Source organism: Neolewinella agarilytica (assembly GCF_900110645.1).
Lineage (GTDB): Bacteria > Bacteroidota > Bacteroidia > Chitinophagales > Saprospiraceae > Neolewinella > Neolewinella agarilytica.
This window is the reverse complement of record NZ_FOFB01000002.1, coordinates 110,451-125,919: the sequence shown is the minus strand read 5'-3', so window position 1 is coordinate 125,919 and position 15,469 is coordinate 110,451. Positions and strand designations below refer to the sequence as shown.

The 15,469-nt window shown below is 54.3% G+C and carries 13 protein-coding genes; 7 read left to right on the top strand and 6 right to left on the bottom strand.

What is annotated here, in order from left to right:
- Positions 1-109 precede the first annotated feature (109 nt).
- A complete protein-coding gene (locus BM123_RS02760; protein ID WP_090165288.1) occupies positions 110-4,633 on the top strand; it encodes a T9SS type B sorting domain-containing protein in 4,524 nt (1,507 codons plus the stop codon).
- Between the two features lie 66 nt (positions 4,634-4,699).
- Here BM123_RS02760 and BM123_RS02755 read toward each other — a convergent pair whose 3' ends face one another.
- The 5 genes from BM123_RS02755 to BM123_RS02735 form a co-directional block, all read right to left on the bottom strand.
- Positions 4,700-5,260: a pentapeptide repeat-containing protein gene (locus tag BM123_RS02755; RefSeq protein ID WP_090165287.1), complete on the bottom strand. Its 561-nt coding sequence runs from the start codon at positions 5,258-5,260 to the stop codon at positions 4,700-4,702.
- A 10-nt stretch (positions 5,261-5,270) separates the two neighbouring features.
- Entirely contained in the window at positions 5,271-5,735 is a 465-nt protein-coding gene (locus BM123_RS02750; protein WP_245748398.1) for a GNAT family N-acetyltransferase, read from the bottom strand.
- Positions 5,736-5,745: 10 nt separating this feature from the next.
- On the bottom strand, positions 5,746-6,462 hold the full coding sequence (locus BM123_RS02745; protein ID WP_139211733.1) for a hypothetical protein: 717 nt from the start codon (positions 6,460-6,462) through the stop codon (positions 5,746-5,748).
- A 122-nt stretch (positions 6,463-6,584) separates the two neighbouring features.
- Positions 6,585-7,007: an Hsp20/alpha crystallin family protein gene (locus BM123_RS02740; protein WP_090165284.1), complete on the bottom strand. Its 423-nt coding sequence runs from the start codon at positions 7,005-7,007 to the stop codon at positions 6,585-6,587.
- Positions 7,008-7,075: 68 nt separating this feature from the next.
- Positions 7,076-7,594, bottom strand: a complete 519-nt coding sequence (locus BM123_RS02735) for an RNA polymerase sigma factor (RefSeq protein ID WP_090165283.1) — start codon at positions 7,592-7,594, stop codon at positions 7,076-7,078.
- A 162-nt stretch (positions 7,595-7,756) separates the two neighbouring features.
- On the opposite strand from BM123_RS02735, the gene BM123_RS02730 reads away from it, so the two are divergent.
- The 3 genes from BM123_RS02730 (at position 7,757) to BM123_RS02720 (ending at position 10,249) form a co-directional block, all read left to right on the top strand.
- Positions 7,757-8,089: a PadR family transcriptional regulator gene (locus tag BM123_RS02730; protein ID WP_090165282.1), complete on the top strand. Its 333-nt coding sequence runs from the start codon at positions 7,757-7,759 to the stop codon at positions 8,087-8,089.
- 2 nt (positions 8,090-8,091) lie between these two features.
- The gene (locus tag BM123_RS02725; RefSeq protein ID WP_090165281.1) at positions 8,092-8,907 is read left to right on the top strand and encodes a M23 family metallopeptidase; all 816 of its coding nucleotides are present in this window, start codon (positions 8,092-8,094) and stop codon (positions 8,905-8,907) included.
- Between the two features lie 157 nt (positions 8,908-9,064).
- Positions 9,065-10,249: a flotillin family protein gene (locus BM123_RS02720; RefSeq protein ID WP_090165280.1), complete on the top strand. Its 1,185-nt coding sequence runs from the start codon at positions 9,065-9,067 to the stop codon at positions 10,247-10,249.
- A gap of 69 nt (positions 10,250-10,318) precedes the next feature.
- Here BM123_RS02720 and BM123_RS02715 read toward each other — a convergent pair whose 3' ends face one another.
- Positions 10,319-11,224 carry an alpha/beta hydrolase family protein gene (locus BM123_RS02715; RefSeq protein ID WP_090165279.1) on the bottom strand — a complete coding sequence of 302 codons (906 nt, stop codon included), beginning with the start codon at positions 11,222-11,224 and terminating at the stop codon, positions 10,319-10,321.
- A 379-nt stretch (positions 11,225-11,603) separates the two neighbouring features.
- Between BM123_RS02715 and BM123_RS02705 the strand changes: the two genes are divergently transcribed.
- The 3 genes from BM123_RS02705 (at position 11,604) to BM123_RS02695 (ending at position 15,382) form a co-directional block, all read left to right on the top strand.
- Positions 11,604-13,625 (top strand): alpha-ketoacid dehydrogenase subunit alpha/beta, encoded by a 2,022-nt coding sequence (locus BM123_RS02705; protein ID WP_090165277.1) that lies wholly within the window; start codon positions 11,604-11,606, stop codon positions 13,623-13,625.
- Between the two features lie 111 nt (positions 13,626-13,736).
- The gene (locus BM123_RS02700) at positions 13,737-14,141 is read left to right on the top strand and encodes a DUF5606 family protein (protein ID WP_090165276.1); all 405 of its coding nucleotides are present in this window, start codon (positions 13,737-13,739) and stop codon (positions 14,139-14,141) included.
- Between the two features lie 149 nt (positions 14,142-14,290).
- Entirely contained in the window at positions 14,291-15,382 is a 1,092-nt protein-coding gene (locus BM123_RS02695) for an ATP-binding protein (protein ID WP_090165275.1), read from the top strand.
- Positions 15,383-15,469: the final 87 nt, after the last annotated feature.

Sequence of the window (15,469 nt, the reverse complement as noted above, 5' to 3'; positions counted from 1 at the left end):
CACCCTTCTGGAAAAACCGACCCTGGTATCTTAATACTGCTTTAAGCCCGACTCCGAATATCCGGAGGCGGAGTGGTCGTATACAAGCTACCGGGCCAGATTTACATTTATGGCACAACGACGTATTAGTTCTACAGTTATCCTTCTTTTTTTATTTACCGGCCTCTTTAGCACCGCTCTTTTCGGAGCGGATTACTTCTGGGTAGGCGGAAGTGGAGATTGGTCAGAAATTAGCCATTGGGCGACTTCTTCCGGTGGATCGATAACACATTCACAAGCGCCTACCGCTGAGGATGACGTCTATTTTGATGGCAACTCTTTTACGGCAGCGAATCAGATCATCACCCTGAATACAGACTTTCTTTTTTGCCGCTCCATGAACTGGCAGGCCGTTAACAACACCCCAACTTTCGTCGGAGGTGATGGAGTAAGGCTAAGTGTCTTTGGATCTATGATTCTTAGCCCGGACATGATTTTCGACTTCAATGGTAACATTCGTTTTACGGGAGCACTGACGGACAACCAGATAGATTTTGCCGGCCACACCATTGACGCCTCTCTTGAGTTTTCTGGTTTGGGTAGTTGGTCGTTAGCGTCCACAGTAGCAACTAATAAAGCGATCACCTTTAGTCAGGGCAATTTCAGCAGTAATGATCAGGAGATTCGCTGTAGCCATTTCCTGAGTTCATCGGGGTCTCTTCGCTTGCTGGATCTGGGCAGCAGTACAATTATCATTCAGCCCAGCACAAATGCGAACAGTAATAATGCAACGGTCCTTAACCTTAACGCTAACAATTTTGACTTCAGAGCAGCGAATGCTGTTTTTCAGTTGGAAGGGCCCTCAGTAACCAATGTGGTACTTACGGGGGATGGGGCGCTGCAATTTGGGGAACTGTTCCTGAACGGATTAACGGGCAACTCTGCGATTACGATACAGGCCGGAAATCAAGTTGCACCAAGCGTTGGTTTTGCCCTGATTGAGGCTAACCGCCAGTGTCGTTTTGCAGGAGAAATGGCCATTGCCCAACTTCGCCTTGCACCGGGTAACAACTACATATTCGGAAGCCGGGACACCTTTACCATCAACAATCTTCAGGCCGTGGGTGATTGTGTAAATCGTATCAGTCTGCGGGCCAGCAACCTGGCTACGCCAGCGGTTTTCCAATCCAGCAACAATATTGGGGCAGAGTTTGTCGCCATTCAGTCTGTTCACGCCATTGGCACTGGTAGTTTCACGGCCAATGATGCCATTGACCAGGGTAGTAATGACGGCTGGTCTATTAATGCTAAGCTTGCAGAGACTTTGTTTTGGATCGGAGGCAGCGGGCAATGGCATGACCCACAGAACTGGTCTTTCAGCTCCGGAGGCCCCGCCAGCGGGTGTATCCCGGCAGCCGTGGACGATGTCGTTTTTGACGCTAATTCCTTTATGGGTGCGGCAGATACAGTTTCCATTATTGGCAGAAGTGCCAGCTGCCATGACATGAGCTGGCTGGCCCCCGTTGGCCAACCCTTCCTTGCCGGAGCCAGCCAGCTTTCGATCACACTGGGAGGCTCCCTGATCTTTTCTCCAAACCTGCAGCACACCTTCGCCGGAGACTATATTTTTTCATCTGTAGAAACAGGGAATACCATTCAGTCAGCAGGAATCGGATTCAACCGAAACGTTACTTTTGAAAATGTCGGGAGTTGGCAGTTAGCGGATAGCCTCTACGTATCACAAAAGCTAAATCTGAATGGAGGATCCCTGCGAACAGACGGCTTCGCGCTCAATGTCAACCAACTGCTGTCTACTTTCCCTGCTTCCCGGGCTCTTTCCATCGCTGGCTCCAATGTATACTTGACCGGCCGGCCGGGCCTGCGGAACCTGGCTTTAGTCCAGTTATTGAGCACAGACCTGACCCTGGAGGCAGACAACTCCACCATTTTATTTGAAGGAGTTACTGTTGGAAGGGTTAACCTGACTGGCAGGCACCTCCTTAATTTCAGCAAGCTCTTTTTCAACACTGACCGGGGGCAGTTTTACAACAACTCAACGGTTCAAACTGTATCGGCTACCGTGGACAGTTTAAGCTTCGCGGGCAATGGAGACCTTAGAGGCAATAATTATTTTGACTATTGCCGCTTTCTACCGGGATATACCTTTACGCTCCAAACTGACCGGACACAAACCTTTAATGAATTGATTGCCGAAGGGAACTGCAACCGTGGATTGATTAACATCATCAACTCTACTCCAGACAATACCGCGCGAGTCAATTTCCCGCCTGACCAGCAGTTTGACCGGCTCCATCTACGTGGCATTGAAGTGAATAATGGCGCGCCCGTACTACTGACCAACTCCGTTGACGAAAGAGATAACAGCGGCTGGAACTTTGACAATCCGGCAGGCCGACAGCTCTTCTGGGTTGGCGGATCCGGCGACTGGTATGATACTACACACTGGTCATTGACCAGCGGCGGAGCCGGTGGAGAATGTGTTCCAACCATCATCGATGATGTGTCCTTTGATGGTAATAGTGGTTTCCCCGCTAATGGTCAGGTAACGGACAACAACTCCCAGCCCGCCTATTGTCGTAACCTGCGTTGGGCGGCAAGTCTGGCTTCCACGCTGAACTTCGACCTCGGCACCATTACCATTAATGGAAGCCTGACAAACGATGTTACCACCGTAGATTACAATGCTGCCAGCACGCTCTTTACCGGTTCCGGAGTTCATTCTATTCTTAGTTCCGGAATCAGATTTGCCAATGCCAGTTTTCAGGGCAGTGGAGAATATCTGATTGAAGATCGTTTGCAGGCAGGAAGCCTCAGACACCAAACCGGTGTACTGCGTATTCTGGCCCCGGAAGTCGAATGTGATTTTTATCTGGCAGATAATAGCAACAGCAACAAAACGCTCTCTCTGGGTGATACCCACCTGCTGATAACGGGTGAATTAAACGGGCGGAAAACAAGCTTTCAGGCAGAAGCTAACTCCCTCCTCACCATTGAGCCCGGAACGTCATTGATTGAATTTACTGCTCCGCTGGCAAGCCTGACCGCTCACCTACCCCTTGAGCTGAATAACCTTCTTTTTTCTGACGAAGCAGGCCTCGGTCAGATTCTCAGCAGCAATACAAACGACCAGGGAATAGATGCCTCCGGCATATCCTTCAACGGAAGCGGGAATATTCTCTTAGCCATTACAACGGACAGCCTGTTCTGTGCCCCCGGAAAATCCTATCGTCTGGCTTCAGGTATTCAACAACGAATCAACGAATACTGGAGAATACTGGGTAACAATTGCACCCCTATTTCGCTCAACTCAACGGAGACCGGAACGGCCGCCATCGTCAGTATGCCTCCTAATGCTGAAGTATTGGCGAACTCCGTTCAAATGCGGGACATCAACGCCCGCGGTGGTGCAGAATTTCTTGCCGGCATGTTAAGCACTAATATTGCCAACTCCAATGACGGCTGGTTCTTTGAAACCGCCCAGCGCTTTGTCGACGTTGGCTTTCTGGGGGAAGACCGTGGCCTATGCCAGGAAGCCAGCCTCGTATTAGACGCCAATAATTTCAGCGCCGACGAATCGTACCGCTGGCAAGATGGCTCCGTGGACTCAACCCTGACCGTTACGGCTCCGGGCGTTTACTCCGTAGAGGTCACCTTTCAGTCCAGTTGCACTATTCAGGATTCAATACTCATCATCGATGAGAACACCTTCAGCGTAAGCCTGCCGGCTGACACGGCAATTTGCGCCGGAGATTCGCTTCTCATCGAACCCGCCGCTGCCTTAAACGGAGTAGACTTCGTCTGGCAGGATGGAAGCAATCAACCTGACTTTACTGCTCAACGCAGTGGGGTATACTTCGTCAATGCAGCCCTTGATGGTTGCCTCGCTTCTGATACTCTTCTGCTTACCGTAGCAGACCTGCCTGATTTCTCCCTTGGCGGAGACCAGGCTGCCTGCGAAGGAGAAACCATCACCCTCGTTGCTCCTGATCTGGGCGGAAGCATCCGCTGGAATGACGGAGACAGCCTTGCCAGAAAAGAATTTACGGCCGACGCTTTCCCCTTCGTGGAAGTAACGAATACTTTCGGTTGCACCGGTCGTGATTCTGCCATGCTTACCTTCGACCCGCTTCCCGCCCTGGACCTTGGCCCGGATACCACCATTTGCAATGACCGCCCCTACGTCCTGCAGGTAGCCGAAGGAAGCGGAAACATTTTCTGGCCCGATGGCTCCACCGAAAATGAATTCCGGGTCCGTAATAAAGGCACCTTCATTGCCCTTCTGGAAGCCGATGGCTGCACCGTAAGGGACACCGTCAACATAGAACTGGAGGAATGTAAAGATTTTCAGGCCTACCTGCCAACGGCCTTCTCCCCTGACGGAGACGGTGTAAACGACGGCTTCGCACCCCTCTTTGACGAAGAGCTCTCCATCCTCAGTTATCGCCTCGAGATCTTCAGCCGATGGGGAGAGCAGGTCTTTGTTACCGAAGACCCCTTCGAGCGCTGGGACGGCAAGATTGCCGGAAGAGATGCCCCCTTCGGAGTCTACATTGCCCGGGCAACCATCAGCTATGAGGACGACCGCGGACCGGGGTCAAACGTACTGGCCGGAGATGTGATGCTGCTTAGGTAATACTAGTTTAAACGGGTTCTTAGCAGAATAGTAGTGGTAGTGTGAACGCAGGCAAAAAGCCTTGCTTTATCCTTCCACTACTATTCCATAGTCTGTCAACAGCCCCGCCAGCCCGTCAGACGAAAACTTTGCCCCCCGAAGGCGATTGTCTTCGGGAGAAAGCTGGTAGTTACGGGCAGTACTAAAGTCAGCTTTACGCAAATCCGTTCGTTCAAAGGTGCTCCGGTTGAGATCACAATTCTCAAAAGCTACTTCCTGTAAATCGGCCCCCGTAAAGTCAACTTCGATAAGCTGGCTGTTCAAAAAGGTGGATCGGCGTAAGTCACGCTCCCGGAAAGTCGACAATTCCAACTGGCAGCCGGTACAGTGGATAGCGAAGAGAAAACCGCCACAATCATCAAAATGGAGTCCGATCAGTTTACAGTTCGCCAGCCAGACCGGCTTCATGGCCGTTTCTGCCAGTCGAACGTTACTCAGATCGCAGTCTGAAAAACGACAATCCTCAAAAGAAACACCGGAAAAATCAGCTCCGGTAAAGCTACAATTCGTGAAAGCGCAACCTTCGAAATTGCCCGCGGGCAACTCCGTGATGCCATCAAAAATTTCGTCTACGTGAAGTTTCGCCATGACTAAAAGATCAGATAGTTCGCCGCATTTCCAGCAGCAAGGGTGAGAAACCTTTCTTTTCGTAAGCGCGGATCGCCGAGGCGTTTTCGCTATACACCTGCAACCTCACCTCTGAGAGGCCGCGTTTCTTAGCCCAGTCGAGCAGAGCATCCATCACCAGGCGGTTCACCCCCTGACCACGGTAACCGGGATCGACAAACATGAAGCCCAGAAAAGCATACTCGGAGGGTTGCACGTAGTCGCTTGCCTGACGGATCTTGACGTAGCCCGAGCCAATGATCCGCTCACCGTCCAGGGCTACTACTACTTCGGCAGTATCCAGATCGATTAGCTCGCCGATATCATAGTAGCTGATCGGGTCTGGTTTCAGCGTTGGATTGAAGGGGCGCTCCCAGGCCACAATCCCCTGCTCAAACTCCAGCAAAACCGGAAGATCAGCACGGGTGGCGGGGCGGGTCGTTAAAGAAGAACTCACGGGTAATAGCTTAGTAGTAAACGGAAACATCCATTTGCGGAACCTGCACTTTTGTTGTTCCTATCTCATAGGTTTTCATCGACGGAGGAGAGGTCATCCGAATAAAGGCAAGCTTTTTTACCGCCTTCTCAGGCTTTGTTGTGCTGTTAGTACAATCTACCGTTTCCAGGGTGTAGTTGGCCTTTCCAGTGGACAGGTTGTAGTCCAGCTCACCCGTTTTTTCACAGGGTGTATCAGTGATAATCGTCGCTCCGATCAACTTAAAGTCCCCTTCCTGCCAGCGGTAGGTATGGGTGTACTTCCACTTATCGCGACTCCCCCCGAAGTGATCGATCCGGACAACGCCCTTTTCGGTATGGCTTATTCCTTCCAGCGGATCGCCCATCATCCCGCCATGTTCGGTGGAAAGAACAGCCTTTTCAGAGACATACCAGGGTGTATCCTCACCTTCTGTGTAGAAGTGCAATTCGCGCACAAAGCCCAGGCCGTCGTTGTCCCGGTCCGTCGTAATCACTTCGTAGCGGTCTGTCTTTCCATCGCCGTTAAAGTCAACTTTTTTTTCGGTAGCCTTTCCTGCCACCACTGTCTTTGACCCCGATGCCAACACGGCAGACGTGGGCGCAGGCGCAGGTGCAGCAGAGGTTGCAGTAGCAGGGGAAGCCTGCGCAGCCTCCTGTTTACAAGCAAAGAGCAACGTCAGTGCAGTAAGCGTACTAAGTAATAACATTTGTCTCATGAATCAAATATCGGCCTTTAGGAAGTACTAACGCCTTTTTTATAAAAAAAGCCTCTCCCGTAAAGGAGAGGCTTCCGTTATTATATTTATTACATTGTATTCGCAGCGACTAACTACTCAATGGTAATTTCCCGTTCCGGGCGAACCGCCCCCGCAACCTTAGGCGCAGTGATGACGAGCACACCATCTTCGAAAGCTGCCGTTACGGCCTGCTGATCCACTTTTTCGCTCAGCTGAAACCAGCGCTCAAAAGACTTGATGGGATATTCCTGTAACAGAAAGTCAGGGTATTCGTCAACGGGAGTACGGGTACCGCTGATATAAAGCATATCATCAACGATATTGATTTTCACATTCTCTTTCGTGAAGCCAATACAGAAAACTCTCGCTTCAAAGCCAGTCTCTGTTTCCAGGATATTAACGGGAACATTATGCTTCGGGCGGCGGGGCCCGTGTGGCGGACGTCCGTGTCCGCGATGACGACGGCCCGGGCCGCGATGGTGGCGGCCTTCGCCGCGATGTTTATGATGACGCATGTCAGATTTTATTTTTGTTCGTTCTATTTGGTTTACATAAGGGTAGACGATGACTTTCGGGAATTACTTTATTCCTCCCCGAAATAATCATCATACACTTCCCGCAGCAGGTCCTGCAACCGCCGGCGGGCGTAGCCCTTGCGGGAGATGATTGTTTTGAGAGGCAGGCCCAGGTCTTCGGCAATCTCGCGGAGGGTCTCTCCGTCCAGCTCGTTGCGAACGAAAACCTCCCGCTGATCGGGCGGCAACAAGTCGAAGGCTTCTTCGATGCTCTCCCAGGTATCGTCCGGATCGGGAAAACCGTCACTCTCTTCTTCCACGTCAAATTCCTCGTCGAGGTCCACAAAGGCGGGGCGACGGGCGGCCGTGCGGTATTCATCCGTTATCCGGTTGCGGAGCACCCGGTAGAGCCAGGCTCTTGGCTGAAGAATTTCCTCCACCTCCAGTGCCGTAGCAAAAGCTGACCACAACTCCTGCAGCAGATCTTCTGCTGCCAGATCCCCTACCCTGCTGCGGGCAAAAGCCTCCAGCTCGCCGGCATGCGCCTCATAGGCTTCTTCCCATGCTGTCTTTTCTATTTCATACATTCAGTTAAGTAGACGCGCCAAAATGGCTTTTCCTTTAAATCGTCGGAAAAAAATCCGCTGCTTCCCGAAAACAGTTCTTTGCACCTGCGCACCGGCGCCCAAAAAACGTTAAAGTAGCTCTTCGGCAATACAATGCATCTAATTTAGATGTATCATTGTTCTATGTATTCAAAAGAACTGATCAAAGGCACCCTCAGAACCGTCATTTTGCGCCTGCTGGACCGCGAGGGCCGCCTCTACGGCTACCAGATGAGTAAGCTCGTGAATGAGCGTAGCCAGGGTAATTACCAACTCAGCGAAGGCTCTCTCTACCCCCTGCTGCACAAGCTCGTCAAAGATGGTCTCCTCGTTACCGAAACAGAAACCGTCAACGGCCGCTCCCGCCGCTACTACCGGATCACGGAAGCCGGCCGCGCCGCGGCAACCGACCGCAGAGAGGAGTTCCGCCGCTTCGTGCTCACTATGCGTACTCTCCTTGACCTTCAACCCGAATAACGATGATTATACTGAACGAAGAACAAGTGGCCACCGTGCAGGCGCACCTGGCGTCCGCCGGGCTTTCGGAGTCTCTCTCTGCTGAATTGCTCGACCACCTCTGCTGCGCCATCGAAGCGCGGATGGAGGAAGGAGCTGACTTCCCCACTGCCGTCCACACTACCCTGAAAAGCTGGCCCATTCGTCATCTGCGGGGCATCCAGAAAAACATCCGTTTCACCACAAAAATCAAACCTATGATTTTCCGTTTCACCACCGCTGCTGCGCTATTAGCGGGTATTGTCTTTATGTCGCCAGGCTTCTCCCCCTCTCCCGTTGCGGAGGTCACTACCTGTACTTCCCATCATAACGAAGAAATGCTCTATTCTTTAACCCTGCCGGAAAAATTCGAGCCTCCTAGCGCCAGCCCCATCGCCGGTGTTGAAATGGAAGACATCCTCTCCTGTGGGTATGGGATGCGGACACACCCCATTTTTAAGGTTCGAAAGTTTCACCGGGGCATCGACCTCAAGGCAAAATCCGGCACTCCCGTGCTCGCTACCGCTGATGGCAAAGTCATTTTTGCCGGCAGCGATGGGAAATACGGCATCACGGTCCGCATACTTCATGAAGATGGCTACATCACCGTATTTGCTCACCTGAGCGAGCACATTGTCGAGCGGGGAGACCACGTCATCCTTGGCGAAAAGATCGCTGCCGTTGGCTCCACCGGAATGTCCACTGCCCCTCACCTGCACTATGAGGTACTCAAAGACGACAAGCCGGTGGATCCGCTGGCCCTGGGAAGGGCACTCCCCGCAGGTGCAACGGAAGGTTAAAAGAACAAACGCCTCTCCTTTAGGGCTAAAGCCTGCCCATAAAAACCTCCCTTAATCCAACTTCCATCCCACTCCGTCGAGTCTGCAAACAGACTCATCGGGGGGCTATTGACTGGCCTGTTTTGCTCGCCTAATTTAGGAGCAAAACAAATACACCATGAAACTCTCAAGTCGTCACATCTTCCTCATTATTGCGGTAATCGTACTACTGTTATCCGCTTTATTATTCAACCCTTTTTCCGTCAATGACCAGGGCTACCGTACGGTGGTTCAGGGCATTACGGGCACAGAATTTGTTCGCTTTGAGCCCGGCATGTATTGGGCGGGCTTCTTCAGTAAAACCACGGAATATGCCGACGTGGTTACCGTTCAGGTAGAGCGGCCGGAGAAGCGCAAGGCGGACATTTCCTACTTCTCTGAGCCCATTCAGTGTCAGTTTGCGGATGGTACTTACGCCAACCAGGTGGGCTACTCCGTGAAGTGGAAGCTGCCCAATAACGGCGAGCGGATGCTCGCCATCCATAAGGACTACCGTGAGCAGAGCCGGCTGGCCGCCAGCCTGGCCGATTACTCCAAGGAATGCGCCAACTACTCCTTTCAGTTGATGGACAGTGAGCGGCACTACTCCGGTGGAAAATCGGAGCTCGCCGAAGCTTTCAAGTTTCAGCTCCGTAACGGGCAGTACATCATTGATCAGCATGAGCAGATGCGCGTTGACTCCGCCTCCGGCGAGAAGATTCGCAGCTACGAGAATACGCCCCGGACCAATGCCGACGGCAGCTTCGTGCTCGCCAAAAGCGACGTGCAGCAGTATGATATCGTTCCGAACTTTGTGGCCATCACGCTGGTGGACTACGAAAGTGTCGTCAACGAAAAGCTCAAGGCAAAGGTGGAGCAGAGTACCCGCGAGGCGATCGCTAAGCAGGAGCTCGTTACCGCCCAGCAGGAAGCCCTCACGGCCGAGATGCGGGGCCGTCAGAAGGTCGCCGAAGTCCGCGCTACGGAGGAAGCCGCCAAGATTGAGGCGGAGATTCGCGCCCAGGCCGAAACGGCCGTTAGCAAGGAGCAGGCGCTGCAGGCTCGCTACCAGGCTGACAAGGCCCTGGCGCAGGGCCGTGCTGACGCCGAAGTCGCCCGGCTGAAGGTCCAGGCCGGCCTCTCTCCCCGCGAGCGGGCGGAGTTCGAGAAGGAAACCCGGATCGGCATCGCCGCCGAATTAGCCAAAGTCAATATGCCGCAGATCGTCATCGGTGGCGGCAACGGCAAACAGGGCGCTAACCCCATGGATGCCCTGGGCGTCAATATGCTCATGGAGGTGATGGCTAAGATGGAGAAGCAGTAGCCGGGCGACGGTGCGCAGGTGCACTGTTTCGGTTAAAGGAAGCAAGGCGGAGCTGGGGCGATTTTCGTCTCACGCTCTGCCTTTTTTGTTTTCCACCCAGCTTTCCAGCCGTTCCGCCACTTCCACCCAAAGCGTATCCTTCATCTTTCGGCGGAAGTAACCGAAGTGAACAATCTCCTTGACGGAGTAATCGGCAGGTCGGAGTAATTGCTGCGTGATTCCGGCCTTACTGCTCCAATGCCGCCAGAAGGTTCGCACGTTCTCAGAGGTACTGATCGTCTCGTCACTGGCGTGGCAGTGGTGGATGGGAAAATCAATTCGCCCAAAATCGACCTCTGGTACGGTTGTACCATAAAAACGAGGGTCGAAAAAATAATCCGGAGAAGTGCACCAGTCTTTCCAGTCGTTAAAAGCCTTTGGTGGTAAATCCTCCATGATACCAAAGCGCTTAGCGGCAACGTAACCTTTCAGGGCGATGGACAGCGGCCCAAAGAGGTAAAAGAAAAAATGCGACTGCAACCTGTAATGCAGCGGCATTCCAGGGGCATAGCCCGTAGACACCCCAAAAAAATGAGCGCCCGCCACGTCCTTCAGGTTTTCGCAAAAAGGCAGTTGCTGCCCGCCGCCACTGTGCCCTACAAAGAGAAAGGGTAAACCCGGGAACTTCTGCTGCAGGTAAGCTCTCCCGGCCGGAATATCCAATAGCCCGTAGTCCGCATAGCCAAATCCGCAATCCTTTAAGTTCGTAGCTGGCCCTTCCGCAGATCCCCGATACCCCAATTGCCCTACTGCAAAACCCCGCTGCGCTAAAAAACGGAGAAAGGGCTGATAGAAGCGCATTTTCGCAGCTGTCCCAGGGTTAAATTGAATCACCGACTTAGGCTGATCGGGCAGGTAAAGCCAGAGCGGAATTTCTACCCCATCACCTGCTTCAATCAGTAGTTTTTCTTCCTTGACATCCCCTCCTTCCTTCATCGAGCTCGTAATTTTTGCTGAAGTTATACGATCGTACTGGCACTACCAAAACACCACGTCATTGCTAACCTCCTTACCATTGTGGTTAGGCTATTCCCCTGCCGGGGCCAAGGCACGCCGCATTTTGGTCAACGAACGCAATTCCAGCAATCAATGGTTTCTGCTGCATCGCCAAACGAGGAAAACCCTGGTTGAGGGGCTCCGCCCCGAAAACACGAGGCTTCAGCCGAGCATTTAAGTTTGCTGCGCATACATTTTTCGGGGCGGAGCCCCTCATCCGGGAATCGACGATCAACTGCCATAGGTTTGTTCATGACAAGGTCCACACCAGTGAACAGTACAACTTCTTACCTTTACAGTTCCTAACCAAGTTGATCAAATGACCGCCACCCTCCCACCACTCACTTACGGCAGTTTCACCACCGACGAAGCGACGCAAGTCAAACTCTACGAAGATCTGCTCCGCCCGCGCCTCATCGAAGAGAAGATGCTCAAGCAACTTCGCCAGGGCATCATCAGTAAATGGTTTTCCGGCATCGGGCAGGAGGCTATTTCGGTGGGCTGTGCAGCCGCGCTGAATGACGACGAGTATATGTTCACGATGCACCGCAACCTGGGTGTATTCACGACCCGAAACGTCCCCCTGGAGCGTCTTTTCGCTCAGTGGCAGGGCAAGCCCGGTGGTTTCACCCAGGGGCGCGACCGGAGTTTTCACTTCGGCAGTCAGGAGCATAAGATTGTGGGCATGATCTCTCACCTGGGGCCACAGATGAGCCTGGCCGCCGGGGTGGCCCTCCGCCACAAGCTGATGAAGGAGCCAAAGGTGAGCCTGGCCTTCACCGGCGATGGCGGCACCAGTCAGGGAGAATTCCACGAGGCGCTCAACACGGCTGCCGTCTGGAAGCTGCCCGTTCTCTTCGTAGTGGAGAATAACGGCTGGGGATTGTCTACCCCCGTCAGCGAGCAATACGCCTGTGAGAATCTGGCCGACCGGGGTGTGGGATATGGCATGCGCTCCCTGGTCATCGATGGAAACAACGTGCTGGAGGTCTACGAAACCGTCAGGCAACTCGCCGAAGAGATGCGGACGAACCCGGAGCCGGTACTGCTGGAATGCCGCACCTTCCGGGTGCGGGGGCACGAGGAAGCCAGCGGCGTCAAGTACGTCCCTAAAGACCAGATCGAAGCCTGGACGGCCCGCGATCCCCTCAGCAACTTCGCCACCCACCTGAAAGAGAAGGGGCTGCTGACCGGGGCGAAAGAAAAAGCGCTGACGAAAAAAATCAAAGCCGAGATCGACGCCGGCCTCAAAGCCGCTGCAGCCATGCCGGATACTGAAGGAGACGTAGCCCGGGAGTTGGGAGACATCTATGCTCCTTCAACGTCCACTGCACCCGCGGCCGCGCCCGCAACCCCCGCAACCCGCAACCCGCAACCCGCAACCGTCAAGCGTATGATCGACGCCATCTCCGACGGTCTCCGCGAAGGAATGCGCGCCCACCCCGACCTGGTGCTGATGGGTCAGGATATTGCCGACTACGGCGGCGTGTTCAAGATCACCGACGGCTTTATGGATGAGTTTGGCGCTGACCGCGTCCGCAACACCCCTCTTTGCGAAAGTGCCATCATCGGTATCGGGCAGGGGCTGAGCATTGCTGGTGGTAAAGCGATGGTGGAGATGCAGTTCGGCGACTTCGTCACCTGCGGCTTCAACCAAATCGTGAACAACCTGGCCAAACTCCACTACCGCTGGCAACAGAGCGCTGACGTGACCGTCCGCCTGCCCGTCGGCGGCGGCGTAGGCGCCGGCCCTTACCACAGCCAGACGATGGAAGCCTGGTTTACCTCCGTACCGGGGCTTAAGATCGTCTACCCCAGCAGCCCGGCCGACGCCAAGGGGCTATTACTCGCCGCCCTGGCCGACCCCAACCCCGTGCTCTACTTCGAGCATAAAGCGCTCTACCGTTCCCTGAGCGGGGAAGTACCCGCCGGTAATTACCACACGGAGATCGGCAAAGCGGCCGTCACCCGACCCGGCTCCGCGCTAAGCATCATCACCTACGGCATGGGCGTGCACTGGGCCTTGAAGGCCGTGGAAGCCACCGGCATCGACGCAGAGATTCTCGACCTGCGGAGCCTCGCTCCGCTCGATTACGATGCCATCTCCGCCACCGTTAAAAAGACCAACCGCGCACTCATCCTCCACGAAGCCAGCCTGACGGGCGGCTTCGGCGGCGAGCTCGCCGCCTGGGTCGGGGAATACTGCTTTGAAGACCTCGACGCGCCCGTGCGCAGACTGGCCGCGCTGGACACCCCCGTCCCCTTCGCCGCCGCGCTGGAAGCGGATTATATGCCGGAAGGGCGGCTGGTGGGGGCGATGGAGGAATTGGTGGCTTATTGAGGCTGGTTTCGCGGAACTCTAGTTAACAACAATTCACGTAAAAGCTAAAGTCCGCTGAACCAGTTCTTCCCTCTGAAGCAAGATTGTACCTTTGCCCGAAATAACCAACACATGAAACTAAGCGAAATCATCGCCGTCACCGGTCTGTCCGGTTTATACAAAGTAGTGACCGAACGCAAGGGCGGTCTGATCGTAGAGAGCCTCGCCGATGGCAAGCGCCGCTTCGCCCCCCAGCGTAAGCATCAGTTTGCCCCGCTGGAGAGCATGGCCATGTACACCAACGATGGCGACGCCGAACCGCTAAAGAAGCTCTTCGACCGGATGAACGAGCAGGCAGAAGACAATCCCGCGCCCGCCACCAACGCCAGCAAAGATGTCCTCTTCGAGTACATCGAAGACGTATTACCCAACTACGACAAAGAACAGGTTCATTCCAGTGACATCAAGCGCCTGCTGAAGTGGTATCACTTTATGAAGGATAATGATCTGTTTGCGGACTTGAGTGAGGAGGAATAAGGCAGTAATGTAGTAGTGTAGTTTGGTAGTAATGTAGTGCTGCCGCATTTTGGAGGCGAGAGAAAGGCCTTGCCTGTCCCTGCTACATTAGATTTACGTCATTAGAACACTACATTACTACCCTCTACATTACTACAATACTCCTCTCCGTGGCCAAAAAGACCCCAACTCCCCAAATCCTTCGCCCCCACGCCGAAGTGGCCTACAAAAAAGAGCTCGCCGCCCTGGCGAAGCAGGATACCGGTGTGAAGCCGACCGGTTGGAACCTGAGCCCGCGCGCCGTAGTGGATTACCTGCTGGGAGAAACGCTGGCGGACGGAACGGAGATCACGACTAAATACTTTGGTGATCGCCGCATCATCGAGGTGGCAGTAGCGAGTCTGGTAACGGACCGGGCCTTGCTGCTCGTCGGCGTTCCGGGAACGGCCAAAACCTGGGTAAGTGAACACCTGGCCGCCGCCATCAGCGGCGATTCCAAACTTCTCGTACAGGGGACGGCCGGGATGAGCGAAGACGCCCTCCGCTACGGCTGGAACTACGCCCGGCTGCTGGCCGAAGGGCCCAGCGAAGCTGCCATGGTCCCCAGCCCCGTCATGAGTGGTATGCAGGCGGGCAAGCTCGTCCGCCTCGAAGAACTCACCCGCATCCCCAGCGATGTGCAGGATGCGCTGATCACCATCCTCTCCGAAAAAATTCTCCCCATCCCGGAGCTTAATAAAGAAGTACAGGCCGTTCGCGGTTTCAACATCATCGCTACGGCGAATGACCGGGACAAGGGCGTCAATGAACTCTCCAGCGCCCTGCGCCGCCGCTTCAACACCGTGGTAATGCCGCTGCCGGCTACGCTCGAAGAAGAAGTCCGCATCGTCACCGACCGCAGCTCCGCTGCGGCAGCCGGCATGGAGCTTCCGCCCATAAAGAAAGACGTCGCCGCCGAAATCACCCGCCTCGTCACCATTTTCCGCGAGCTACGCAATGGTCGAACGGAAGACGGCCGCACCCAACTCAAATCTCCTTCCTCTACCCTCTCTACGGCAGAGGCCATATCCGTCGTTAACCAGTCCCGCGCCCTGAGCCATCACTTCGGCAACGGCGACCTGACACCCGATCACCTCGCCGCCAGCCTGACCGGCGCCATCATCAAAGACCGGGGGCAGGATGAATCCGTCTGGCGGGAATACCTCGACGTAATCGTCCGGAACCGGAAAGGCTGGGAAGATCTTTGGGAGGTTTTGAAGTAGGGGGGGGCAGGTTGCAGGGTGCAGGTTGCAGGGGGCAAGTTGCGGGTTGCGCCGGCTGGGGAGTTCACCAACAACTTGCAACTTGCA